The sequence below is a fragment of the Guptibacillus hwajinpoensis genome (assembly GCF_020524165.1).
GTDB lineage: Bacteria > Bacillota > Bacilli > Bacillales > Guptibacillaceae > Guptibacillus > Guptibacillus hwajinpoensis_D.
In genome coordinates this window covers 1,115,917-1,140,275 of sequence record NZ_JAIVKU010000004.1, presented here as the reverse complement: position 1 = coordinate 1,140,275, position 24,359 = coordinate 1,115,917, and the positions used below count along the sequence as shown (strand labels likewise).

At 40.6% G+C, this 24,359-nt stretch carries 27 protein-coding genes; 19 read left to right on the top strand and 8 right to left on the bottom strand.

What is annotated here, in order from left to right:
- The first annotated feature begins 354 nt into the window (after positions 1-354).
- A complete protein-coding gene (ftsW, locus tag LC090_RS12915; protein ID WP_226658404.1) occupies positions 355-1,515 on the top strand; it encodes a putative lipid II flippase FtsW in 1,161 nt (386 codons plus the stop codon).
- A 17-nt stretch (positions 1,516-1,532) separates the two neighbouring features.
- The gene (gene pyc, locus LC090_RS12910; protein ID WP_226658468.1) at positions 1,533-4,973 is read left to right on the top strand and encodes a pyruvate carboxylase; all 3,441 of its coding nucleotides are present in this window, start codon (positions 1,533-1,535) and stop codon (positions 4,971-4,973) included.
- Between the two features lie 34 nt (positions 4,974-5,007).
- Here the strand turns inward: pyc and LC090_RS12905 are convergent, their stop codons facing one another.
- Positions 5,008-5,901 (bottom strand): COX15/CtaA family protein, encoded by an 894-nt coding sequence (locus LC090_RS12905; protein ID WP_226658403.1) that lies wholly within the window; start codon positions 5,899-5,901, stop codon positions 5,008-5,010.
- A gap of 382 nt (positions 5,902-6,283) precedes the next feature.
- Here LC090_RS12905 and cyoE point away from each other — a divergent pair, with 382 nt between their 5' ends.
- The 5 genes from cyoE to LC090_RS12880 all read left to right on the top strand — a co-directional run bounded on the left by cyoE (position 6,284) and on the right by LC090_RS12880 (position 11,186).
- Complete coding sequence (gene cyoE / locus LC090_RS12900; RefSeq protein WP_226658402.1) at positions 6,284-7,225, top strand: heme o synthase; 942 nt, start codon at positions 6,284-6,286, stop codon at positions 7,223-7,225.
- 107 nt (positions 7,226-7,332) lie between these two features.
- On the top strand, positions 7,333-8,358 hold the full coding sequence (gene coxB, locus LC090_RS12895; protein WP_226658467.1) for a cytochrome c oxidase subunit II: 1,026 nt from the start codon (positions 7,333-7,335) through the stop codon (positions 8,356-8,358).
- A gap of 26 nt (positions 8,359-8,384) precedes the next feature.
- Positions 8,385-10,223: a cytochrome c oxidase subunit I gene (gene ctaD / locus LC090_RS12890; protein WP_226658401.1), complete on the top strand. Its 1,839-nt coding sequence runs from the start codon at positions 8,385-8,387 to the stop codon at positions 10,221-10,223.
- On the top strand, positions 10,220-10,837 hold the full coding sequence (locus LC090_RS12885) for a cytochrome c oxidase subunit 3 (RefSeq protein ID WP_226658400.1): 618 nt from the start codon (positions 10,220-10,222) through the stop codon (positions 10,835-10,837). The genes ctaD and LC090_RS12885 overlap by 4 nt, the downstream gene beginning before the upstream one ends.
- Positions 10,838-10,841: 4 nt before the next feature.
- Positions 10,842-11,186: a cytochrome C oxidase subunit IV family protein gene (locus tag LC090_RS12880; protein WP_226658399.1), complete on the top strand. Its 345-nt coding sequence runs from the start codon at positions 10,842-10,844 to the stop codon at positions 11,184-11,186.
- 78 nt (positions 11,187-11,264) lie between these two features.
- Here the strand turns inward: LC090_RS12880 and ytvI are convergent, their stop codons facing one another.
- Positions 11,265-12,323 carry a sporulation integral membrane protein YtvI gene (gene ytvI / locus LC090_RS12875; protein WP_226658398.1) on the bottom strand — a complete coding sequence of 353 codons (1,059 nt, stop codon included), beginning with the start codon at positions 12,321-12,323 and terminating at the stop codon, positions 11,265-11,267.
- A gap of 154 nt (positions 12,324-12,477) precedes the next feature.
- Here ytvI and LC090_RS12870 point away from each other — a divergent pair, with 154 nt between their 5' ends.
- On the top strand, positions 12,478-12,825 hold the full coding sequence (locus tag LC090_RS12870; RefSeq protein WP_226658397.1) for an Asp23/Gls24 family envelope stress response protein: 348 nt from the start codon (positions 12,478-12,480) through the stop codon (positions 12,823-12,825).
- 42 nt (positions 12,826-12,867) lie between these two features.
- Here the strand turns inward: LC090_RS12870 and safA are convergent, their stop codons facing one another.
- Positions 12,868-13,497, bottom strand: a complete 630-nt coding sequence (safA, locus tag LC090_RS12865; protein WP_226658396.1) for a SafA/ExsA family spore coat assembly protein — start codon at positions 13,495-13,497, stop codon at positions 12,868-12,870.
- Between the two features lie 208 nt (positions 13,498-13,705).
- Here safA and LC090_RS22260 point away from each other — a divergent pair, with 208 nt between their 5' ends.
- Both LC090_RS22260 and LC090_RS12850 read left to right on the top strand, forming a co-directional pair.
- Positions 13,706-14,437 (top strand): YugN family protein, encoded by a 732-nt coding sequence (locus LC090_RS22260; RefSeq protein WP_425590654.1) that lies wholly within the window; start codon positions 13,706-13,708, stop codon positions 14,435-14,437.
- Between the two features lie 149 nt (positions 14,438-14,586).
- Positions 14,587-15,669: a CAP domain-containing protein gene (locus LC090_RS12850; RefSeq protein ID WP_226658395.1), complete on the top strand. Its 1,083-nt coding sequence runs from the start codon at positions 14,587-14,589 to the stop codon at positions 15,667-15,669.
- On the opposite strand, the gene LC090_RS12845 is transcribed toward LC090_RS12850, so the two are convergent.
- Positions 15,656-16,147 carry a PaaI family thioesterase gene (locus LC090_RS12845; RefSeq protein ID WP_226658394.1) on the bottom strand — a complete coding sequence of 164 codons (492 nt, stop codon included), beginning with the start codon at positions 16,145-16,147 and terminating at the stop codon, positions 15,656-15,658. The two genes, LC090_RS12850 and LC090_RS12845, sit on opposite strands and share 14 nt — an antisense overlap.
- A gap of 148 nt (positions 16,148-16,295) precedes the next feature.
- Here LC090_RS12845 and ylbD point away from each other — a divergent pair, with 148 nt between their 5' ends.
- Genes ylbD through LC090_RS12830 form a run of 3 tightly spaced genes read left to right on the top strand, consistent with a single transcriptional unit; the run spans position 16,296 to position 17,379 of the window.
- Positions 16,296-16,679, top strand: a complete 384-nt coding sequence (ylbD, locus tag LC090_RS12840) for a YlbD family protein (RefSeq protein ID WP_226658393.1) — start codon at positions 16,296-16,298, stop codon at positions 16,677-16,679.
- 11 nt (positions 16,680-16,690) lie between these two features.
- A complete protein-coding gene (locus LC090_RS12835) occupies positions 16,691-16,924 on the top strand; it encodes a YlbE-like family protein (RefSeq protein ID WP_224600227.1) in 234 nt (77 codons plus the stop codon).
- 56 nt (positions 16,925-16,980) lie between these two features.
- Complete coding sequence (locus tag LC090_RS12830; RefSeq protein ID WP_226658392.1) at positions 16,981-17,379, top strand: hypothetical protein; 399 nt, start codon at positions 16,981-16,983, stop codon at positions 17,377-17,379.
- A gap of 21 nt (positions 17,380-17,400) precedes the next feature.
- Here LC090_RS12830 and LC090_RS12825 read toward each other — a convergent pair whose 3' ends face one another.
- The gene (locus LC090_RS12825) at positions 17,401-18,204 is read right to left on the bottom strand and encodes an ATP-grasp domain-containing protein (protein ID WP_226658391.1); all 804 of its coding nucleotides are present in this window, start codon (positions 18,202-18,204) and stop codon (positions 17,401-17,403) included.
- A gap of 168 nt (positions 18,205-18,372) precedes the next feature.
- Between LC090_RS12825 and LC090_RS12820 the strand changes: the two genes are divergently transcribed.
- Positions 18,373-18,813 carry a YlbF family regulator gene (locus LC090_RS12820; protein WP_226658390.1) on the top strand — a complete coding sequence of 147 codons (441 nt, stop codon included), beginning with the start codon at positions 18,373-18,375 and terminating at the stop codon, positions 18,811-18,813.
- Between the two features lie 22 nt (positions 18,814-18,835).
- On the opposite strand, the gene LC090_RS12815 is transcribed toward LC090_RS12820, so the two are convergent.
- Complete coding sequence (locus tag LC090_RS12815) at positions 18,836-19,156, bottom strand: hypothetical protein (protein ID WP_226658389.1); 321 nt, start codon at positions 19,154-19,156, stop codon at positions 18,836-18,838.
- A gap of 115 nt (positions 19,157-19,271) precedes the next feature.
- Here LC090_RS12815 and LC090_RS12810 point away from each other — a divergent pair, with 115 nt between their 5' ends.
- Together LC090_RS12810 and LC090_RS12805 are read left to right on the top strand one after the other, a co-directional pair.
- Positions 19,272-19,547: a YlbG family protein gene (locus LC090_RS12810; protein WP_098443273.1), complete on the top strand. Its 276-nt coding sequence runs from the start codon at positions 19,272-19,274 to the stop codon at positions 19,545-19,547.
- 110 nt (positions 19,548-19,657) lie between these two features.
- Positions 19,658-20,878 (top strand): MFS transporter, encoded by a 1,221-nt coding sequence (locus tag LC090_RS12805; protein ID WP_226658465.1) that lies wholly within the window; start codon positions 19,658-19,660, stop codon positions 20,876-20,878.
- Between the two features lie 43 nt (positions 20,879-20,921).
- Here the strand turns inward: LC090_RS12805 and LC090_RS12800 are convergent, their stop codons facing one another.
- Positions 20,922-21,308 (bottom strand): DUF7147 family protein, encoded by a 387-nt coding sequence (locus LC090_RS12800; protein ID WP_226658388.1) that lies wholly within the window; start codon positions 21,306-21,308, stop codon positions 20,922-20,924.
- 112 nt (positions 21,309-21,420) lie between these two features.
- Between LC090_RS12800 and LC090_RS12795 the strand changes: the two genes are divergently transcribed.
- From LC090_RS12795 to coaD, 3 genes are all read left to right on the top strand, one after another.
- Entirely contained in the window at positions 21,421-21,738 is a 318-nt protein-coding gene (locus LC090_RS12795; RefSeq protein WP_226658387.1) for a hypothetical protein, read from the top strand.
- 269 nt (positions 21,739-22,007) lie between these two features.
- Positions 22,008-22,586, top strand: coding sequence for a 16S rRNA (guanine(966)-N(2))-methyltransferase RsmD (gene rsmD / locus LC090_RS12790; protein ID WP_425590653.1), 579 nt, complete (start codon positions 22,008-22,010; stop codon positions 22,584-22,586).
- A gap of 2 nt (positions 22,587-22,588) precedes the next feature.
- Positions 22,589-23,083: a pantetheine-phosphate adenylyltransferase gene (gene coaD / locus LC090_RS12785; protein ID WP_226658385.1), complete on the top strand. Its 495-nt coding sequence runs from the start codon at positions 22,589-22,591 to the stop codon at positions 23,081-23,083.
- Here the strand turns inward: coaD and ylbJ are convergent.
- Entirely contained in the window at positions 23,075-24,307 is a 1,233-nt protein-coding gene (gene ylbJ / locus LC090_RS12780) for a sporulation integral membrane protein YlbJ (RefSeq protein ID WP_226658384.1), read from the bottom strand. The genes coaD and ylbJ overlap by 9 nt on opposite strands.
- Positions 24,308-24,359: the final 52 nt, after the last annotated feature.

The following is a 24,359-nucleotide window of genomic DNA, read 5'->3' as shown; positions in this document are numbered from 1 at the left end:
AGACGAGCGTTGAGAAACGGAGATATTGGAGCTATTGAACTAGAACACGCTTTTTGTGTTCTGGTGAAAGAGCGAAATATCGTAGTTTCTGCGAGTCGAAGCTGGACAAGAAAAGCGGAGACGAGCGTTGAGAAACGGAGATATTGGAGCTATTGAACTAGAACACGCTTTTTGTGTTCTGGTGAAAGAGCGAAATATCGTAGTTTCTGCGAGTCGAAGCTGGACAAGAAAAGCGGAGCGTGCCCGCTTAAATCCGCAGGATGTTGGAACCCTTCGTCATTAAACGACCATATAAAGCTAACTGTGAGCGGGTACAAACTTCTTAAGAGAAAATAAACAGGTAGGATGACGTCTATGATTAAAAAATTATTTAAACATTATGATTACTCGTTAATCATCAGTGTGTTACTTTTGTGCGGATTTGGACTTGTGATGGTTTATAGTGCAAGCATGGTATGGGCGGTTATGCGACACGAGACAAATAGTGCTTATTTCTTTAATAGGCAAATGATTTGGCTAGCGGCTTCCCTCATTATGTTTGTCCTTGCAATGATCTTTCCTTATAAAGCTTATCGGAAATTTATTGTGCCCATCCTTGGATTGTCCGTTATTTCCCTATTACTCGTAAAAGTAATTGGATCTACAACGAATAATGCCCAGAGTTGGATTGAAATTGGATCCTTTAGCTTTCAGCCATCTGAGTTTGTCAAACTTGGATTAATTATTTACCTGGCTGCCATTTACTCAAAAAAGCAGGCTTATATTTCTAATTTTGTAAGAGGAGCGATGCCGCCACTTCTCGTGATTGGCTTGATTTTTGCATTAGTTGCTTCACAGCCTGACCTTGGTACAGCGATGATTATCGCCTTAACCTCTGGCATTGTGATCTTTTGCTCTGGTATGAAATGGAGCCATATTCTGGGTCTCATCGTCATCGGAGGCATCGTATTCGGCTTAGCCTGGATGTCCCTCTCACCTGAACAAGCCTCCAGATTCACAGGAGCGTATGATCCTTTTTCAGATCCAGAAGATAGTGGTTTCCACCTCATTAACTCCTATATTGCGATTGCTTCTGGTGGGGTTACAGGTCAAGGATTTGGTCAAAGTATACAAAAATACGGTTTTCTTCCTGAGCCTCATACAGATTTTATTATGGCGATTGTCGCTGAAGAGTTAGGGCTGTTAGGCGTCGTATTTGTTATCGGTTTGCTAGGCTATATCGTTTTTAAAGGCTTCGTTATTGGAATCAGATGTAAGGATACTTTTGGCAGTCTGCTAGCGATAGGAATTTCTGGTATGATTGGCGTTCAAACAGCCGTTAACCTTGGGGCTATTACTGGGTGGTTACCGGTTACAGGCGTTCCGCTTCCGTTTATTAGTTACGGAGGCTCATCGTTAATTTTACTTATGATATCAGTAGGGATATTAATAAACGTTTCCGCGTTTGTAAATATAAGAAAAGAGCAAAAAACAGGCTATATCAACAAAGAAAGTAGCGTTCAAATGGAGCTTTAGCTTAAGGAGGAATTATGATGACAGCTATTTCGAAAATTCTTGTTGCTAACCGTGGGGAAATCGCTATTCGGATTTTTCGCGCCTGTACGGAGTTAAACATTCGAACCGTCGCGATTTACTCAAAAGAAGACAGTGGTTCTTATCATCGCTATAAAGCAGATGAAGCCTATCTTGTAGGAGAAGATAAAAAGCCTATTGATGCTTACCTGGATATTGAAGGTATTATTGAAATTGCTAAAACCAACAATATTGATGCCATCCATCCAGGTTATGGTTTTCTTTCTGAAAATCTTCAATTTGCCAAACGCTGTCAAGAAGAAGGCATTATCTTTATTGGGCCCGAGCTTGAGCACTTAAGAATGTTTGGAGATAAGGTGGAGGCGAGAAAACAAGCCATTTTAGCAGGCCTTCCGGTTATTCCAGGAACTGATGGCCCTGTCCATGAACTTGATGAAGTAAAGGCGTTTGCTGAAGAGAATGGTTACCCTCTCATGATCAAAGCCGCACTCGGTGGCGGGGGAAGAGGCATGCGTATTGTTCGAAGTCAGGAGGCGCTAGCGGACGCGTATGATCGTGCCAAATCAGAAGCGAAGGCAGCTTTTGGGGCAGATGACATTTATGTTGAGAAATTTGTAGAAAATCCTAAGCATATTGAAGTGCAAATTCTTGGAGATAAGCATGGAAACACGATACATCTTTATGAAAGAGACTGCTCTGTTCAGCGTCGCCATCAAAAAGTCGTTGAGGTAGCGCCAAGCGTTTCGTTAAGTGAAGATTCTAGGAAAGAAATTTGTGAAGCTGCCGTGAAACTGATGGAGAATGTCCAGTATGTTAACGCGGGAACAGTTGAATTCCTTGTGAATCAAACTGGAGAGTTTTATTTTATTGAAGTAAATCCTCGTGTGCAGGTTGAACATACCATTACCGAAATGATTACGGGAATTGATATCGTGCAGTCACAAATCATGATTGCAGAAGGCGAACATATCCATGGTGAGCGTCTTGGTATTCCAGAGCAGGATGCGATCGATTGTCACGGATATGCCATCCAATGTCGTGTCACAACAGAAGATCCAGAAAATAACTTTATGCCAGACACTGGAAAGCTTATGGCGTATCGATCAGGTGGTGGCTTCGGTGTACGTCTTGATGCAGGAAATGCATATCAGGGCGCGGTTATTACACCTTATTATGACTCATTGCTTGTTAAGCTTTCAACGTGGGCATTGAGTTTTGACCATGCTTCTTCTAAAATGGTCAGAAACTTGAAAGAATTTCGAATTAGAGGAATTAAAACGAATATTGCGTTTCTTGAAAATGTGATGAAGCATGAAAATTTTCGATCAGGCGTTTATGATACGTCATTTATTGATTCATCACCAGAACTGTTTGTGTTTCCAAAACGAAAAGACCGCGGAACAAAGATGCTTTCTTATATTGGAAACATTACAGTTAATGGCTTTCCTGGCCTTGATAAAAAGAAAAAACCAGCATTTTCAAAAAGAAGGGTGCCACATTTAAAATACAGTGAAGAAATCCCTCGAGGAACGAAGCAAATTTTAGATGAAGAAGGCGCAGAAGGACTTGTACAATGGGTGAAAGATCAGAAGAAGACGCTTCTGACCGACACGACATTCCGTGACGGACATCAATCCCTTTTAGCTACAAGAATGCGTACAACAGATTTACTTCATATTGCAGGTCCGACAGCACGAATGATGCCAAATTTATTTTCAATGGAAATGTGGGGCGGAGCCACATTTGATGTTTCTTTACGCTACCTAAAAGAAGATCCGTGGGATCGTTTAATAAAACTGAGAAAGCAAGTGCCGAACGTTATGTTCCAAATGTTACTACGCGCATCGAATGCCGTTGGTTATAAAAACTATCCAGATAACTTAATTCGTGAATTTGTTCAGAAGTCTGCCGATGCAGGTATCGATGTATTCCGTATATTTGACAGTTTGAACTGGGTAGAAGGTATGACAAAAGCAATTGAGGCGGTTCGTGAAACAGGAAAGGTAGCTGAGGCATCGATTTGTTACACAGGAGATATTTCTAATCCTTCTAAATCAAAGTATAACCTATCCTATTATCAAGAGCTTGCGAAAGAGCTAGAACAAGCTGGAGCACATATTCTTGGTATAAAAGACATGGCGGGCCTTCTGAAACCTCAAGCTGCTTATGAACTTATATCTACATTAAAAGAAACCGTCTCTATTCCGATCCACCTCCATACACATGATACGAGCGGTAACGGAATCTATACATACGCTAAAGCCATTGAGGCAGGCGTGGATATTGTAGATGTAGCTGTAAGCTCAATGGCGGGGTTAACTTCTCAACCGAGTGCCAATTCCTTATTTTATGCAATGGATGGTTCAGAAAGGCAGCCTGACATTGATATTCAAGCGCTAGAACAATTGTCTCATTACTGGGAAGATACGCGAAAATACTATAGCGGCTTTGAAAGCGGCATGACAGCCCCCCACACGGAAGTGTATGAGCATGAAATGCCAGGTGGGCAATATAGTAATCTTCAGCAACAGGCAAAAGGTGTTGGTTTAGGAGAACGTTGGGATGAAGTTAAACGGATGTACCGAAGAGTTAATGAGATGTTTGGTGATATTGTTAAAGTAACACCATCTTCAAAAGTTGTTGGTGATATGGCACTTTATATGGTTCAAAATAGTCTGACCGAGGACGACATTTATGAACGTGGCGAAACGCTTGATTTTCCTGATTCCGTTGTTGAGCTATTTCAAGGCTACCTTGGACAACCGTATCAAGGCTTTCCGAAAGAGCTTCAGCAAATCATTCTAAAGGGGCGAGAACCAATTACCACCCGACCGGGTGAACTGCTCGAACCTGTTAATTTTACAGATTTGAAAGAGACGCTTTACCATAAATTAAATCGTCAAGTCACAAGTCATGATCTCATATCCTATGCGCTTTACCCGAAAGTTTATTTAGAATATGAAGAAGTTCAGGAAATGTTTGGAGATGTTTCTGTCCTTGATACGCCAACCTTCCTTTACGGAATGCGTCTGGGAGAAGAGATAGAGGTAGAGATTGAACAAGGTAAAACATTAATTGTGAAGTTAGTATCAATTGGTGAGCCAAACATTGAAGGGAAGCGTACGCTCTACTTTGAGTTGAATGGCCAACCTCGTGAAGTTGTGATTAAGGATGAAAATATTAAAACTGCGATAGCAGCTAAACCAAAAGCAGATCGCACCAATGCTAACCACATTGGAGCAACAATGCCTGGAACAGTCATAAAGGTACTTGTTGAGAAGGGTGAGAGAGTAAATAAAGGTGATCACCTCATGATTACTGAAGCAATGAAAATGGAAACAACTGTTCAGGCTCCTCGAAGTGGAATTGTGGAACATATCCATGTAGTAAATGGTGAGGGTATTGAATCAGGAGATTTATTGTTAGAAATGAACGAATAGAAAAAAGCTGCGCATTTTTTGCGCAGCTTTTTTTCTATTGTCTGCCACTGCGGAGAGAAAGCATGACAAGGTAGAGTAGTACAGTAAAGAGCCCGGAAATAAAAAGTCCATGGAAAAGAGCAAGAAATAAATTTAAATTTGAAACGACAACAAGCATACCGCTCAAAGCCTGTAAACAAATAAAAGTAAAAGCAACAATAAGGCCGGTACGCATCGTACCTTTAGATTTAAATTCTCGTAATCCAATTATTAGAATATAAAGCAACCAAACAAAAATGAAGACAGCTGCCGTCCGGTGCAACATTTGAATTCCCTGTGGTCCAGAAAAAGCGAGCAGCTGACCATCAGTACAGAATGGGACATGATCACAAGCCATACTAGCACCTGTATGCCGAACTAGCGCACCAGTATAAACGACAACATACGAATAAATGGTAATCGCATATAAATGAATGCGAATACGTTTAGGAACATATGGCGTTTTTTGTTTACCTGAAGCTTCAAACACGAGAATGGTTAAAAGAACGACGCTTGCAAAACTAGCCAGTGAAAAGCCAAAGTGCGAAGCAAGGATAATATCTGACTGCCCCCAAACAACTGCAGCAGCTCCGAGCAACCCCTGGAAGACAATTAAAAATACGGAAGCGATCGCTAGAAATTTTGTTTCTCGCAGATGTCCGATTTTTCTCCACGTCCAGATTGCAAGAATAATCACTAGGAGACCAAGAGCTGCTGAAACGATCCTGTGACTTACTTCAATAATCGTTTCAATCTCTGGTGCCTCAGGTAGAACTTTTCCATAGCAGAGAGGCCAGGAGTTACCGCAACCGTCACCTGAACCTGTTTTCGTAACAACGGCTCCCATTAAGAGAACAAGTAGCATACCGAACGAGGTCAGGATCCCGAAGAATTTCAACAATTTATTCACAAATAACACCTTCTTATCTAATTGTGTGTAAATCATAGTACAATGAAAGTGTGAAAGGCTACGACATCATTGTACGAATGAAAGGATGAACCATTACGAAACGACGTATACAAAACAATTAGATTCGTTTATAATGGATAAGGATTGCGGATACTGCTTCCTTTCACAAAACCAACATTATCTTACCATAGCTGTTAACATGATTTCATTGTAAGATGTGAAGATTGATTTACATTTTGCATAACAGTATGGAAGAAACCTGGAGGGGTAATCGTGATAGCATATAACAAACAGGGCTTACACAGTCTTCTAATAAGATTGTCTACCAAGAATGACAGAGACACTGATTTAGATCAGTTGATTGAAAAAGGAGGTGTGTAGATTGAGTAAAGCGAGAACGGCTTATGAAGCTTCAAACCGGGTTATGGAACCAGGCCCACTATCAGAAGCAAATCCTACTGGTACGTGGAAAGACTTCTTAACACTTACGAAATTAGGGATTGTATTTGATAATTTAATTACCGCATTTACTGGTTTATGGGTTGCATCTGTTGCAGCAGGGTTTGATCTATTCGGTAATCCAATGGTCCTTATTCTTACGATGTTGGGAACAGCTTTTGTTGTTGCCGGGGGGACATCGTTAAATAACTACATTGACCGGGATATTGATCAGGTGATGGCAAGAACAAATACTCGTCCATCTGTAACCGGTAAAATACCTGCAAACCAGGTATTATTTGTAGGTCTCGGGCTAGCTATAGTAGGTACGATTATGTTGCTCATCGTCGAACCGATGGCGGCACTGTTGGGTCTACTGGGCCTTGTGATTTACGTTGTGCTTTACACAATGTGGACAAAACGGACAACTTCATTAAATACGGTTGTTGGGTCGTTTTCAGGGGCACTACCACCACTAATTGGTTGGGCAGCCATTGATCCAAACTTAAGCCCAGTTGCATGGGGCATGTTCTTAATTATGTTTATCTGGCAGCCGCCTCATTTCCTTGCACTCGCTATGAAACGGGTTGATGATTACCGAGATGCAGGAATTCCAATGTTACCTGTTGTAGCAGGATTTCCAATGACCAAGCGCCAAATTGTATTATATACGGCAGCGCTTGTGCCTGTGTCACTATTGCTTTACAGCTTTGGTCCTGTATACATTACCGTTGCATCCATTCTGGGCTTCGGTTGGCTTGCAATTGGAATAGCAGGATTTTTTATGAAGGATGATATTAAATGGGCGCGAATTATGTTTGTATATTCGCTCAATTATATTACAATCCTATTCATTGTCATGATTGCAGTAAATATTAATCCTTAAAAGTATCATTATGTATGGTCAGACAGGGTGGGTAGGGATGCCCTCCTTGTCTTCCTATAACTCAAATTTGAGTAAAAGCTATTATGAAAGTGAGGTTTAAGGTGCAAATGAAACGTTGGAGAAATGTTTGGCGTTTTTTACCACTGCTATCGGTAATTGCGTTAGCGCTTACGGGTTGCGGGAACGAACAGCTAACAGCTATGCTCCCTAAGGGAGAAGGGGCTGAAATGCAATTTAATCTCATGATGTTAAGCCTTTACATCATGATCGGGGTTTTCGTTGTAGTAGCACTCATTTATACAGTTGTGCTTGTTCGTTTTAGACGACGTGGTGAAAGCGACAATGAAATTCCAGAGCAAACGGAAGGTAACGTAGTTCTTGAGATTCTATGGACAGTTGTTCCGATTATTCTTCTTTTGATCCTTGCGGTACCGACAGTTATGACGACGTTTGCATTGGATGAGGGGACTGAAAAAGTACCCGATGGTGCAACCGTTATCAAGGTAACAGCACACCAATACTGGTGGGAATTTGAATATCCGGATCTTGAAGTGAAAACTTCTCAGGATTTACACATTCCAACCGGGGAAAGAGTTTATTTTGAACTCGTTTCGAAAGATGTAACGCATTCATTTTGGGTACCAACTCTAGGTGGTAAAATGGATACGAATACAGCTACAGAGAACAAAATGTGGCTAAATGCTCAGGAACCTGGTACATATTATGGGAAGTGTGCTGAGCTATGTGGACCATCACACGCATTGATGGACTTTAAAGTAATCGCTCAAGAAAAAGAAGACTTTGAAGCATGGGCAAAAAGCATGAAAGAAGCCGGTTCACAAGCAGCTTCTGACCAAGCGGCTCAAGGGGAAGAAATCTTCGCAAACAGCTGTATTGGATGTCACGCTGTAGGTAGTGAAGGCGGTAACACCGGTCCAAACTTAACGAACTTTGGGGATCGTGAACGAGTTGCTGGCGTTCTTGATCACACAGACAAGAACATTAAAGAATGGATCAGCAATCCATCTGAATTCAAGCCAGGTAATAACATGCCTGCGTTTGGTGATCAGCTAAATGATGAAGAGCTAGATGCTCTCGTTGCTTACTTACAAGGTCTAAAAGTTGAAGAATAGTCATCGGAAATAAGGAGGTTTCATTCGTGTCAGCACATGCTTATAAAAAGAAAAATCCTGTATGGGATTGGCTTACTACCGTTGACCATAAGAAGATCGGGATTCTCTATCTCGCTTCCGGTGCTTTCTTCTTTCTACTCGGTGGTATAGAAGCAATCTTATTGCGGGTGCAGTTGCTTTACCCAGAATTTGATTTCGTTGGAGCTGAAACTTTTAATCAGCTACTTACGATGCACGGGACGACAATGATTTTCTTGGCAGCCATGCCGCTTATATTTGGGTTTATGAATGCCATTGTTCCGCTCCAAATTGGGGCACGAGATGTAGCATTCCCATTTGTGAATTCACTAGGTTTCTGGTTATTTACAGCAGGCGGGATTCTACTTAATCTTGGTTGGTTCCTCGGTGGCGCTCCGGATGCAGGTTGGACCGGATATGCTCCACTATCAACAACTAGTCCAGGGAACGGGGTTGACTTTTATGTTCTTGGACTGCAAATCTCAGGTATTGGAACGTTAATTGGGGGAATTAACTTCCTAGTTACGATCATTAACATGCGAGCACCAGGCATGACATTTATGCGTATGCCGTTGTTCACATGGTCGAGTTTTATTACATCTGGTCTTATTCTTTTCGCTTTCCCTGCACTTACAATTGGTCTTGCGCTTCTTATGTTTGATCGTTTGTTTGGTTCTCAGTTCTTTGCAGCTGAAGCAGGCGGAAATCCAATTATTTATGAACATCTTTTCTGGATCTTCGGGCACCCGGAAGTTTATATTCTTGTTCTACCAGCTTTCGGTATGTTCTCTGAAATCATTGCGACATTTGCACGTAAACGTCTATTCGGTTATTCAGCAATGGTTTTCGCAACAGCTCTTATTGGTTTCTTAGGTTTCATGGTATGGGTTCACCATATGTTTACGGTTGGACTTGGCCCAATTGCAAACTCCATCTTTGCGGTTGCAACGATGTTAATTGCTGTTCCTACTGGGGTAAAAATCTTTAACTGGCTATTCACCATGTGGGGAGGAAAGGTAAGTTTCCCAACAGCTAACCTTTTCGCTGTAGGATTTATTCCTTCATTCGTACTTGGTGGGATGACAGGGGTCATGCTAAGTGTGCCACCTGCTGACTATCAATACCATGATAGTTACTTCGTAGTTGCTCACTTCCACTACGTTATCGTTGGTGGGGTTGTGTTTGGTCTCTTTGCTGGAATGTATTACTGGTGGCCGAAAATTTTCGGAACAGTCCTAAACGAATTTCTTGGAAAGCTTCATTTCTGGTTATTCTTTATTGGCTTCCACCTTACGTTCTTCCCAATGCATTTCTTAGGTCTTATGGGAATGCCGCGTCGAGTGTATACGTATTTATCTGGTCAAAGTCTTGATGAGGCAAACTTCGCAGCAACGATGGGTGCATTCTTAATGGGACTTGCTACAATCATTATGGTTTGGAACATTATTCAAACATCGGTTAAAGGTAAAAAAGCTGGAAATGATCCATGGGATGGTCGTACGCTTGAATGGGCGATTTCATCTCCTGCTCCAGAATATAACTTTGCGCAAACGCCACTTGTTCGTGGTCTTGATGCATGGTGGTTAGAAAAACGCGCAGGTAATAAACAAATGGTTGCAGCTGAACCATTGGATGATATTCATATGCCTGACTCATCTATTTTACCTGTACTCTTATCTTTAGGCTTGTTTACCGCAGCACTTTCTGCGATTTATTCCAACTGGGTGCTTGCTATTGGTGGGCTCGCTCTTGCAGCGCTATCAATGATTTTACGCTCAGTTATTGATTACCATGGATATCATATCCATAAAGAAGACCTGCCTGCTGAAGGGAGGGAAGGCAAATGAAATCGAACGAAGCAATGACTAAGTTGCCTGCCAATCCGGAACGGGCTACGCTAGATGGTAAAAATAAATTTCTTGGTTTCTGGTTCTTCCTTGGAGGCGAAACCGTGCTTTTCGCCTCGCTTTTTGGGGTATACTTAGGACTAAGAAATGCAACAAACGGTGGAGTTACATCAAATGAACTATTTGAACTTCCCCTTGTTTTTATTGCAACAATGCTGTTATTAACAAGTAGTTTAACGTCGGTATTTGCAACAATGGCTCTTAAAACAAACCACTTTAAGCGTATGATTGGTTGGTTTGTGGTGACTGGACTTCTAGGACTTGGATTTCTTGGACTAGAGATTTATGAGTTTAATCACTATGTACATGAATATGGGCATACGATTAAAAGTAGCGCATGGGGATCTGCTTTCTACACGCTTGTAGGAACTCACGGAGCTCACGTATTTATGGGGATTTCCTGGATTACGCTTCTCATTATTCGTAATTTAAGAAGAGGAATGGACCTTTATACAGCACCAAAGTTTTATCTCTTTGCTCTCTACTGGCACTTTATCGATGTTGTTTGGATTTTCATCTTTACAGTCGTTTACCTAATGGGAAAGGTGGGTTAATTTAATGGCACATCATGAAGGTCACGATACGATGTCAGAGCACGACCAAAGTCATCTCGACATTCATCACAAGATTGCACATGAAAAGGAATTTAAGCAACAAATTGTTTCCTTTGCCATGATGATTTTCCTAACGATGATTGCGTTTGTTGCAGTAGCTAGCGATGCGATCTCGGATGCTTTCACCGTTATTTTCATCATGATTCTGGCAGGTATTCAATTGGTGTTTCAACTTTATATGTTCATGCACTTAAGCCACAAGGGGCATCAGTATCCTGCATGGGGGATATTCTTTGGAGTCTTCGTAGCTGGGACTTGTGTCGTTGCGTTAATGGGCATGATTTGGTAATTGATTTACTTAGAAGCTGTTCACAGGAACAGCTTCTTTTTTTATACAAAAAAAGCGCAGCATATGCTGCGCTTTTGACTAAACTTTGAAATTGATTTTAATAAGCCCTGCTTCTCTTGCTGAATTAAATGCAATTAGAAGAATCGGTCCAATGATAAAACCCATAATACCAAGAAGCTTTAAGCCGATATACATTGAAATAAGCGTAGACAACGGAGAAAGTCCAATGTGTCGACCCATGACTTTGGGTTCAACTGTTCTACGTATAACAAGCAGTACGACGGCTAGGATCGCCATTTGACTTCCTGTTGCGATGTCGCCTGTTAATAGATAATAAATGGCCCACGGACCCAGAATGACAATGGAACCAATGATTGGGATGAAGTCGATGACCCAAATAATGAAAGCCATTAGTAGGGCCACTTTTGGTGTGATTATTAACAAGCCAATTAAACTAACAACGAAAATAATGATACTCACAAGAAACTGGGCTTTAAAAAATCCAAAAATCACGTATGACAAACGACTTGTCATAAATTGTACTTTTTCTGCTGTTTGTTCAGATAAATAAGAATAAGATTTCTTCTTAAGTCTTGGTAAGTCCATTAAAAATAAGAAGAGTGCAATTAAATAGACGAGGATACTGACTAAGTAATTTGGAATACCTGTCACAATGATGGTAATGATTTTCAAGTAATCGATGCTGCTGATTGTATTCTTCGTATTTTCGAGGAAACGATCAACTTGATTGGTAAACTCCTGAACAAATTCAGGTGGGAAACTCTTTGAAACAGCTTCCATGTTCGATTCCATACTATCCCACATCTGAGTAATATTTTGTATGTACAGTGGGGAATTTTCTACTAACGCTATCCCTTCAGTAATGACCTTTGTTATGAGAAAATAGCCTAATAACCCAATAAGGATAACAAACAAAGTGAACACAATAATAACTGGAAAATACCGCTTCAGTTTCGTATTCTTTTGAATCAGTTTAACAGCTGGATCAAGGGCAAGAGCGCTGAGAAACGCGAGAATAAGAGGGATGGAGACGGGTAAGATCCAGAAAGCAAGCACTGCTAAAAGCGCAATGACCAATAAAATAAGTAAGAATCGTTTTGTGAGGAACTTCGGCAATCTTGTTCTCCTTTCTAAGTCAAACCATCTTTCTCTATTATAGTACGGACTTATACGCTTTACCAGTAGAGAGAAATGAATTATTTGACGAATAATTCATTTTCTCTTACTCATATAGTATTAAAAGAGAAGGCTAGAGGGGGGAAGGAACGTCATGAGAAAGCCACTTCATCAAGGAAGCCTGACCATCTCAGAAAACGTGATCGATTTCATTTTAGAGGTTGCGATAAAGGAGACAGAAGGTGTTTGCTTTGTAAAAAAAACGCTGAGAAAAATGGTCGGAAAAGGAAAGCGTTCTTCTTATCAGTATGAAAACATTCATGAAGATGGAGGATTAGCATTAAAGGTCGAAGTAGCGATTGATTTTGGCGAGATTATTCCATATACCTGTTTTGTTCTACAGGAGAGAATTAAAAATGATGTTGAAAAAATGACTGGTTTACAAGTCGATGAGGTAAATGTGGTAGTTTCAGGCTTAAATCTTCAAGTAAATGAAGAGTAAAAAAACTCCCTCCTTAAGTGGAGGGAGTTTCTTTGTATAACCTTACTTTGAAATAAACATTTGTGTCCAATAATATCCATATGAACCACCTGTAACGTATCCAACGCCAATTTGAGTATACCCTGGATTTAAAATGTTTTTTCGATGCCCTTCACTATTCATCCACGCCTTTACCACTTCTTCAGGTGTAGCTTGCCCTGCAGCGATATTTTCTCCAGCACTTCTATAGGACACGCCAAAATTTTCAAGCATGGAAAACGGAGAGCCGTACGTTGGAGATTGATGAGAGAAATAATTTTTATCTCTCATATCAGAAGACTTATATCTTGCTACTCGGGCAACTTGCCAATTCCAGGTTAAAGGCGAAAGGCCGTTTTTCGCGCGTTCTTTATTCGTTAACTCCATCACTTGATGCCCTACATCTTTTGACTTTTCAATTGAGGGATTAGCAGTTGGCACGTTTACTTGATCACCAGGATAAATCAGATCTGGATTTTCGAATTGTTGATTTGCACGAATGATTTCGGTAAGACCAATTCGATAGCGCTTTGAAATTTTCCATAAAGTATCTCCAGATTTTACAGTATATGTAGTTTGACCATGTGCAACGTCTGGAAGGAAAAGCACCGTTACGAGCAGAAATACGAGTAAGAATGGGATTGCTTTTTTCAAATGATCATCTCCTTTCAATCGTAGTTTGACCAGAAGAAAAAATAATAATCGTACTTCATTTAAAATTCGTTTGATATTGTTTCCTTTGGACATGCTAAAAATGGAGTATAAATGGGGATTAAACCAAGTAAACATTGCAACTACACTGCTCGTTATACTATTATTAAAGAGTGAACATGTTGTGAATTACAAAGGAGGCAAAGGAATTATGAAATTTGATAAAACTGGTCTAGAATCTACGATCGTTCAATTTTCGATTCTTGATCATATCATGCATGAAAACGGTTTAGTTCTTGCTGGACAATGGGATTATGAGCGTGTTACATACGATTATAAATTTGAGGATATGACGAATGGAGATGTTTACTACCTTCGAGTACCAGGTGTTGCAATTGAAGGCATGGTTGAATCTTCGTATGCCGTCATCAAACTAGGCAAGCCTTATCTTGGAAAGCATTACTACCCACATGGTGTAGAATATGATGAAGAGTTTCCAGAAACCATTCTAAACACATGCTACAAGAAACTAGAAATCCTACGTGATCAACTAGGTTCTGCACTACAAAGAAGCATGGTTTCAGTTGGAGATTTAGCACAACACGTCACTCCGGCAAAACCCTCAGATAGCGTAGCAGAAGCAGCTGCTATTATGAAGAAAGAAAATGTAACGATCGTCCCGGTTTGTGATGGAGAAAACCTCGTTGGAATTGTAACGGATCGTGCCATTGCGGTTGGCGGGTTTGCAGATAATCAGGCAGGAACAACAAAAGTGGAAGGGCTTGTGGAAAAACCATCCATGACACTTTCACCAGATATGAAACCGGAGCAAGCAGCAGAACTAATGAATGAATCGCGCTTAACAGAAGTGATTGTTTTAGATGGAGAACGCTTTGTAGGTATTGTTTCTTACTTCCAATTAAAAGAAAAAATGAATGCATAAAAAGAAGAGCCAGGTGCTCTTCTTTTTTTTGGTACCAGCAAGAAATAGGCGAGAACGTGTTTAGGCTATAAACCTAAATCAGTGTAATCGTTGCAGTTTCTACAAGGGATAAGGCATAATAGATACAACGAAATGGAGGCGACTGGAATATGAAAAATCTCATTCGGTTCGCTTTGTTGATTATCGTGATCGTGATAGGAATAAACGTTTACGAGAAAATCGAATGGAGTCATATTGGTTCAGAAGTAGAACGAATCATTAATGAAGAGAAGTTCGTGTTAGAAGACACAATAAAAAATTCGGAGAATCAGGAGCAAGCCATTAAGAAAGATGAACCTTTACCTGAATTAACGGGTATTGAAAAGTGGTTAGGCAAAGGGGTAGATGCTGTAGAAGCCAATCTTGGTAAGCCTGACCGAATCGACCCAAGTTCATACGGTTATGATTGGTGGATTTACGAACAGTCTAATTCTGCCTATCTACAAGTTGGTGTTGAAGACAATCGCGTTGTGACAATCTTCTTTATGGGAGATGTGGATGCGGGTGAACGATATCCAATGGGGGAGCAGGCTGCAGCTGTTTTCGAAGAACAGAAACCCCTTGAGCAAGTTCCAGTAAAAGTGAATGCCTATGATTATCGTTTTCAGCTTACAAAAGAAGAACAACAGCTTAAACCTTTAGTTTCCATACACGACAATTTATATGTCCAATATTATTTTGATAAATTTAATGGAAGTTTAAGGGCGGTTCGAATTGCAGAGCCGAGTGTTCTTGTGAAACAAAGGCCTTATGCCGTTTCATACCGTGGTGAATTGCTGGAGCCAGAGGAATTGACAGGAGAAGAATGGCAGAATGTTCAGGGGGCAATGGAAAAGCAAATCTTTGCCATGACAAATGTCCTTCGTAACCTTTCAGACAAGAAGCCTCTGGGTTATAACGATGAAGTAGCAAACGTGGCATTAGGCCACAGCAAAGATATGGAAGAAAATAATTATTTTTCACATACGTCTCCATCTGAAGGAGAGCTTTCTGATCGATTAAAACAAGGGGATGTACTGTATAGTTATGCAGGAGAAAATATCGCAGCCAGGTATCCTGACGCGGGGGCTGCGATGATTGGATGGTTAAATAGTAAAGGTCATCGGGAAGCGCTTCTTAATGAAGAATTTACTGAAATTGGAGTTGGCGTTTTCCGAGACTACTATACACAAAATTTTATTAAACCTTTCTAGGGATAACCATGAAATTACCGGTGGCTGTGGCAACAATGGTTTCATCATCGCGATAAACGTTTGCTTTTACCACCCACCTAGAAGCGCTTTTAAAAACGATGTGAGAGCGGCACCTTAATTCATTCCCATCGCCTTTGGATAAAAAGTGGATGTTCAACTCGGAAGTAACTGCTGCCTGATTAGAAGGCAGTAATTGGTGAACGAGGGAACCCATAGCAATATCGATTAAGGATGCCGTGATGCCACCGTGTACCATTTTTAGAGGATTATGAACAAGCTGTCTGACAGGGATGATACTTTCGTATGTATTCTCATTGAGGAGTTTGCTCTTAATTCCCATAAATCCAGCCAAATAGGTTTTATAGTCATCTGTCTGCTTCTTTTTCACCCCTTCTAATAAGAATAGAAGAGATTGTTTTTCTTCCTCGTTTGCTTCTTCTAAAATTGCAGAGAAAAGCTGATGTAGTTGAGTGTCCATTATAAGAATCATTCCTTTTCAAGAATTACCATCCATTTCAGTTTACCAGTAATGGTCGCATTCCCCAATAAATAGGCGCACAATTGTTAAAAGTCTAATTATGATGTAGTAAGACCATTTAGATTTGATTGAAGTGGAGGTGGCGAATTTGCCTGAAGCAAAGGAAAAAGGAAGTCAAAAAGTTCAGGAATTTAAAACATTCGTCAAAGCTCATCCTCACGTATTGAAAAAAGTGAAGCAGAATGAAAAAACGCTTCAAGAGTTGTTTGAGGAGTGGATGCTTTTTGGTGAAGATGATCCAAGTTGGTATGAAGAAGAGCAGAAAGATGATCGTGAAGTTGCAAGTGAAAAAGGAATTGGTAGTATGCTCGGTGCGATTAAACAAATGAATTTTGAAGAGGTTCAAAAAGGGATTGAGCAATTCAGCGGAGCCGTTTATTCCATTCAAGAGGTTTTATCACAATTTCGTTCTAAACCAAAGCCTCCTCCTTACACTCAGTCCCGTTCTCCGTTTCCGTTTCGACATGACTAGGAGGGGTAGCGATGCGTGAAGAAGTACAGGAGTTTTTAGCTAATCGTCAGGACCTTGTTATATTTTTAAGGAACCAGCCTGTTTGGTATCGTAGGTTAAGTAGAGAACCGTTTGCCTTAAAAGAGTTTGAAGAAGCGTCAAAAACGTTTTACGGTCAAACCTTTCCTCAGAAAGTAGACCGTTTTCAGAACCAATTAAATATGGTGAATATGATGCTTGCTTTAATGACCCAATTAAAAAATTAGGGTCATTTTTATTATTCTTTTCTTTCCTGGGCACACTTAGGAAAGAAGGAGTGTGGATGAGTATGTTTGTAAAACGTGGAGGAAGGCACCTGATTGTTCTACTATTGATGATTAGCTGCTGTGTACCAGTAGTTGGGTTCAGTCAAGCGCTGCAAGAGAATGTTTCAGCGAAAGAAAACACAGAGCCAGTTGTTGTAAACCATCGCGTAAAGGGCCCTAATGTATTTATAGAATGCTTGATTCCGAATTTTTCATTTGATGAAGGAAATCGGACAAAAGAGTATCATGGATACTTAGATGTTTATTTGGATGGTGAAAAGTATCAAACGGTTGAGCGGGCTGCATTCGTCTTACGAAATTTACCTGAAGGGAAGCACTCCATACGTCTTGATATTATGAGAGAAGATGGTGGAAGGTATTTGTCGCTAAAGGAAATGAATGTGGAAATTAAATAAGCCTCTTTTGGAGGCTTTTGATTAGGATATTTGTTTAAATGGTGTTGTAGGCGGAACGAGCGGTGGAAATTGTTCTTGAATATAGTTGAAAATCAATTTCTCCACTTGAATCCCTTGTTGGATAAGAGCCTTGTTGCCAAATAAACAATTAAATTCAAGGAAGTAATAGTTGCCGTTTGAATAAGCAATATCAAAACCGGCATGGTTAATGCCAAGCGCTTTGGCTGTCTGATCGACTAACTGAAGCGCTTCTTCAGGTATGTTATGAAAAGAAAGCTTCCCACCTTGTGCGACATTATTTAGGAACGACTCGCCCCCAACACGCCAATAGGCTGACACGACATTATTCCCAACATAAACCACACGGAGATCTTTTTCAATAGGTAAGTATTCTTGTACGTAGAGAACCTCATTGCGCTCTGCATAAGAGCGGAACTCTTCCTCAGTACGGATAAGAAAAACCCCATTCCCCATTGAGCTTCTCACTTCTTTTGCTACAAAAGGAAAAGGGAACGTATTTAGAATGCGTTCAATGGACTCATTGGACCTTCCAGCTATTTCAGTATAAGGCATAAGATCTGGCGAAAGCGACCAAAATGCTCTCGTCATTTCGACTTTATCGAAGCCGAGTTGAATGGATTGGATCGAAGGGAAAATCTTTTTATTTAACCCATAGACTAGAGAATTCACTTGCCACTTTTCGGGAAATAAGAGCATATCTGCTTCTCTAATCACATGAATATCTTTAAACATATGATCGGGTTTAACATAAGACACGCCATTCATACCAAGAGTTCGAAATGGATTGAACGTAATAAGTTTCACGGTTTTCTTTGTCTTCCTTTCTTAGATGAAAACATATAAATCTAGAAAATTATAGAGCTGATTACATAAAAAGTCAATAACCAAATCGTGGGTATTCACTTTACTACTATAGTAGAGGACTGGTCAGGGGGTTCCTAGAAGTGGTAAGATAAGGGTGGAGGTGTAAGTATGATTGCTACTCTAGATAGTGTAATGATTTTAGATCAGGCTGAAGAGCTTGGATTTTTGATAAAAGATTCAGAGGTAGCTCATGAATATCATGAGGCAAAGAAGCAGTTATCGAAAGATCGGGAGGCGCAGCGTTTGATTAAACGCTTCACAGAAATGAAAGAACTTTATGATGAAGTTCAACGTTTCGGGCGTTATCATCCTGACTTTATGACGATTACTGTGAAAGTCCGTGAAGCAAAGCGAGATATGGACCTTCACGAAGCGGTTGCGGCATTTAAGAAAGCGGAGACCGAGCTTGAAGGCCTTCTTGTAGAGGTTTGTTCTCTATTAGCAGGTGAAGTTTCTCCTTCTATTAAAGTTCCTTCCGGAAATCCTTTCTTTGATAACCAATCGTGTGGTGGAGGCTGCGGCTCAGGCGGCAGCTGCGGTTGTGGATAACCAGAGCATATGCTCTGGTTTTTCAATTTCGAAAGCGAATGCAGTCAGGACAAAGATTCCCGCAACAAAACATTTTTTCTTGGGGGACTAGAAATCGTACGCGATAAACAAGCAGCTGATCTTCTTCGCGAACGAAGGAATATTCCATCCTTAATTGCTTCCCTCGCATGCTTCTAGCAGCTTCCAATTTAATTAACATTTCAATCTCAGCTTTTCTGATATTCGAATTTACTGTAAGATAGAGAAAGGGAATACCAGTTATCGTTTGTTTTGATACGGTGTTCACATAAGTTGAATCGGCCAGTCGATTTAGAAATGGATTCCATATCTCATCAAGATTCATTTTAGAGCATCCTTTCTTAAAGACGGTCTACTCCTATCGTAACTGAATCATCAGTATATGACCATCACTCTGTTCAAGAGGCGGGTGGAGTTTATAAGTAAAGGGGAAACGCGCCATGTTTGTAGAACGAGTTGGCCTGGCAGTTTATATTCAGTCACTTAAGCATGCCAAACAGTTAAGAAGGTTTGGAAATGTTCACTACGTTTCCTCAAAACAAAAATATGTCGTGATTTATATTAATCTCGATCAATTGGAAACAACGAAAGAACGCTTAAACTCTCTTCACTTTGTAAAGCGAGTAGAGCCTTCAAAGCGTCCAGAGGTGCAGACTGAGTATCAAAACGCAAAGCCTGATAAAGCAAAACAGTATGATTACAAAATGGGTCTCTAAAAAGCCAATCCTTTTAGGAGGCTTTTTTTATGTTCTTTTTTAGAGAACCTAAATGGTTGATTATTTCGGTAACCGAAGTATATAATGGTCGAATTAAAGGAAGTGACATAATGGAAAATTGGAAACGAAATGTGTGGATTTTGTTTGGTAGTCAATTTTTAGTCCTTGGTGCCATGACGATGATTATGCCCTTTCTACCTCTATACGTGCAGGAACTTGGTGTAGAAGGGGAAAGTCAAATTAGCCTCTGGTCAGGCGTCATTTTCGGTGCGAACTTTTTGACAGCCTTTTTATTTTCACCATTCTGGGGACGTATGGCAGATCGACATGGACGAAAGCTGATGCTACTTCGTTCTGGCTTCGGTATGGCAATCGTAATTATTTTAACCGGATTTGCCACAGGTCCCTGGTCTTTACTAGGTTTACGCCTGCTTAATGGAGTTGTATCAGGATTCATTCCTGCCGCAATTGCTCTCGTTGCAACGAATACACCAAAAGAGCACGTTGGTTATGCACTCGGTACGCTAAATTCAGGGGCGGTCGCCGGTGCCATATGTGGTCCATTATTCGGTGGATTAATGGCAGAAACGTTTGGTTTTCGAATGATTTTTAACATTACGGGTATTGTTATTTTACTTGCTGCGTTTGTTGTACTATTTCTAGTGAAAGAAGAGACAAAACCAGAGCCTTCAGCTAAGAAAGAGAAGAGCAACGCGATAAAAGATTTTAAAAAAGTAACGGTTCATTCTCCTATGGTGTCTTTAATGCTTGTTGGTTTTCTTGTACAGTTTGCGCTTTTAGGCATGAATCCACTCATTCCACTTTTTGTGCAACAGCTAACAGGCTCGAATGTGGCTTTATTCGCAGGAATTGCGGCTTCTGTCATGGGAGTGGCCAATATGCTGGCTTCTCCTAAACTTGGAAAAGTGGGAGATCGAAAAGGGTCCCACCACGTCCTCTATTATTCGTTAATAGGGGCTGCGATTTTTTCGATACCACAGGCGTTTGTGCAAGAACTTTGGCAACTCATTGCCCTTCGCTTCTTGTTAGGGTTATGTATAGGCGGTTTGTTACCTTCAGTTAATTCGTTAGTTAAGACGCTATCGCCTGCAGGGATGGAAAGTAGAACGTATAGTTTCTCAAATAGCGCCGTTTATTTAGGGAACTTACTTGGTCCTGTAACGGGAGGGGCCATTGTCGCGATGGTAGGGACAAGAGGGCTCTTTTTATTTGCGGGTTTCATATTGTTGATTAGCGTAGCGTATGTAAAAAGAAAAGTCCTCCCAATCCTTGATCGCAAAGTTTACGAAGCGAGAGAAATTCCATCATAAAAAGCAGGAGCCATTGGCTCCTGCTTTTGTTCATTCTTTGAACTTACTGAAGCGGAGGGATCAAGTTATTTAAGCGAAGAATACCAATAATATAGTTGAAATAAAGATCTACTTCGTTAAATTCACTTGAAGGTTTTACTTCAATAGGGATGATTGGCGTCTCGATCTCTTTGCTTAATGCTTCGAAAAGTTCTTGGCGCTGTACATGTGGCTCTTTTGCAGGAATACCTTCTCTAGATATGTAAAGAGGCTGTAGGTTTCCTTCTCCAGCAGGTTTTAAGACGACTACCGGTGATAAAACTTCCCTATTATTCTTAGTGGTTTTAAGTACGAGTAAACGGTGAACGCGATGGGAATTCGTTCTTGCCAGTTCAACTAATTCATATATATCAGAATAGCCTTCACCAAGTTCGATAAAGCGTTGAATCATAAGATTGTTCTCCTTTCCTTTAAACAGAAATCCAATCATAATGTAGCATGAATTCTTTCTAATGGAAAGGATGAAGCGTTTGCATTAGAATGAAAAGAAAGGAGGTTCTTCGATGGTCTCGATTCTGCTTCTGGTTGGTTTAGTAGGTGGGTTGCTCTATCTATACTGGACAGGAAGAAATGCTAAAGAGGAAACCATGGATAAAAAGCTCATACAGGGCTTTATTATTGCTGACATTCTTGCTGCGCTTGTACTACATGGTGTCATCACAGCAGCTGAGGCTGAAATGCTTTCAGATCAATCACTCTCAGAGGTAGAGGATTATTTGTTTAGTCATACAGATATTACTGAAGGGACGTTTGGGGATTGGATTCATCATGACTGGGGCGGCGTTCCGGTCATTGACATGCATGACCTTGATCCTGGGTAAAGGAATCAGGAACCTTCTGAGCATAAAAAAACCCGCAGGAAATCCTGCGGGTGCCTTAAGCTGTGAAGCTAAGGCAAATGGGAGAGGAGAAACCGGAGGAAGAACTTATGGGGAAACGTAAGTCTTCTTCCGCGGTTGGCAACATCGTTCTAAACGATGCTACTACGTTTAGTATCGCCATCCCCAAATGGATTATACATCGATTTTAGCTTTCCCCTTTTTTGTGGTAGGATAAGTAGGAATATGGAAACGATAAGGTTGTGAGAGAGATGCGTATTATTGCAGGAGAATGTAAAGGAAGACAAATAAAGCCCGTTCCGGGGACTTCCACAAGACCAACAACAGATAAAGTAAGAGAATCGATTTATAACATCATCGGCCCATTTTTTGAAGGGGGTTTAGCTCTTGATCTTTATGGAGGGAGTGGAGCATTAGGGATTGAAGCGTTAAGTCGTGGGATTGAGAAATGCGTGTTTGTAGATCGAGAAATCAAGGCGATCGAAACGATCAAATGGAATCTTGAGCAAACAAAATACACCGAATCCGCTGAGGTTTTTCGTAATGATTCCAAACGTGCCCTAAAAGCTCTTCAAAAGCGAGAGATTCGCTTTTCACTTGTGTTGTTAGATCCTCCTTATCATAAAGAGCAGATTCTACATGATCTTGAGAAACTAACGACTTATCAGTTATTAGAGAACAAAGCAACCATTGTTGTAGAACACAAAAAAGAAGTGAAGCTCCCAGAATCATATGCCGGATTACAGATGATTCGCGAAGAAACATATAGCGGGAAAACCACGATATCCATTTATACATATGAACAGATGCATGTTGAGGAGGAAGAATAGTCATGGCAAAAATTGCAGTATGTCCGGGAAGCTTTGATCCAGTGACATTTGGTCATCTGGATATTATTAAACGAGGTGCGAGAGTTTTTGATGATATTAAAGTTGTCGTCCTCAATAACCAGAGTAAGTCAACGTTATTCTCAGTCGAAGAGCGCGTCTCGTTATTAAAAGAAGCAACAAAAGATATTCCAAACGTCACCGTAGATTCGCACCATGGCCTCTTAATCGAATATGCCAAAAAAGTGGAAGCTTCAACGATTCTACGAGGGTTGCGTGCGGTGTCTGACTTTGAATATGAGATGAAAATTGCATCGATTAACCGCAAACTAGAAGATGAAATTGAAACGTTCTTTATGATGACCAACAATCAATACTCCTTTTTAAGCTCAAGTATTGTAAAAGAAATAGCGAAATACCACGCACCTGTCTCAGATCTTGTTCCTGAGATTGTTGAAAATGCGCTCAGAGAAAAATATGCAGAATCCCCGTTAAGCTAACGGGGGTCTTTTTTCTACTTTGCCTGTGCGGTAAGCAACAAGAAAGATAAATGTAAGTAAAGAAAATAGAGTGACCCAGGATCCTGTTTGTATAAAAAAGGAATAGACACTTTCGATAAAAGATGGAGCATCTTCTCGATTTAACACAGGAAGTGATCCATTATCCGTGGATAGATAATTCAAATAAATCGGCTTCCATAGTACAAGTGTTAGAAAAGCGGCAAAAAAACCATGAAGCAATCTAGCCATAAAAAAAGGTTTAAACCGAATATCGGTGTCAGCTAGAATACTTGCCACTTGTGCTTGGACGGAAAAGCCGTTAAAAGCAAGAATGAAGCTTGTCACGATTGCTTGAGCAAGTAATGGAGTAGAGCTTTCACTTGCCAGTCGACTTCCTAACGTAATCTCAAACATTCCAGATAGTAGTGGGATATCTAGTTCTGGTGAGAGTTGGAACAGTAAGAGGATGGATCTGAGAGCTGCTGCAAGTAAACCTGCAAGCCCAATGACACCCAGTAGCTCATTTAAAACAGAAAATAGAATGATAAAGCCACCAACCATTAATAACGTTTTAATCGAAGAATGAACCGCATCACCCATCATTTTTCCGAATGGACGACGCTCCAAAAGCCTCGTTTCATGTAGAGCTGAAAATGCAAGGCCTAGTCTTGACTGATTAAAGCGTTTCTCATCAGTTGTATGGGCGTCTTCAGGGTGATGGAATCGCATCACAAATCCAACCATAATATTACCAGCATAATGAGCCATCGCGAGAATAACACCAAGTGCCGGATTATGAAAAAAGCCCACTGCTACTGCACCAAAAATAAAGAGTGGATTAGAGCAGTTCGTAAACGAGACGAGACGTTCCCCCTCTATGGCAGAGATGTCATGATTTTGTCGAAGGTGAGCGGTATACTTAGCACCTGCTGGGAAGCCGGATGCAATGCCCATGGCAAACACAAAAGCACCTGAACCTGGTACGCGAAATAGAGGTCTCATTAAGGGCTCTAGTAAAATGCCAATGAACCGAACTACGCCAATTCCAATTAGAATTTCAGAAATGATAAAAAAGGGTAATAAAGAAGGGAAAACAATGTTCCACCACATGGATAAACCGCTTTTTGATGCCTCTAATGTATGCGCTGGAAATAAGATAACGGCGAGAGCAACGAATGTTACGGACGTAGCAAGCATTATCGTTTTAGCTACTTGAACGTTCATAGTTGCTTCCCTCCTACTTTTCTAATTAAAAGCAATCAATGAAAAGATTCTC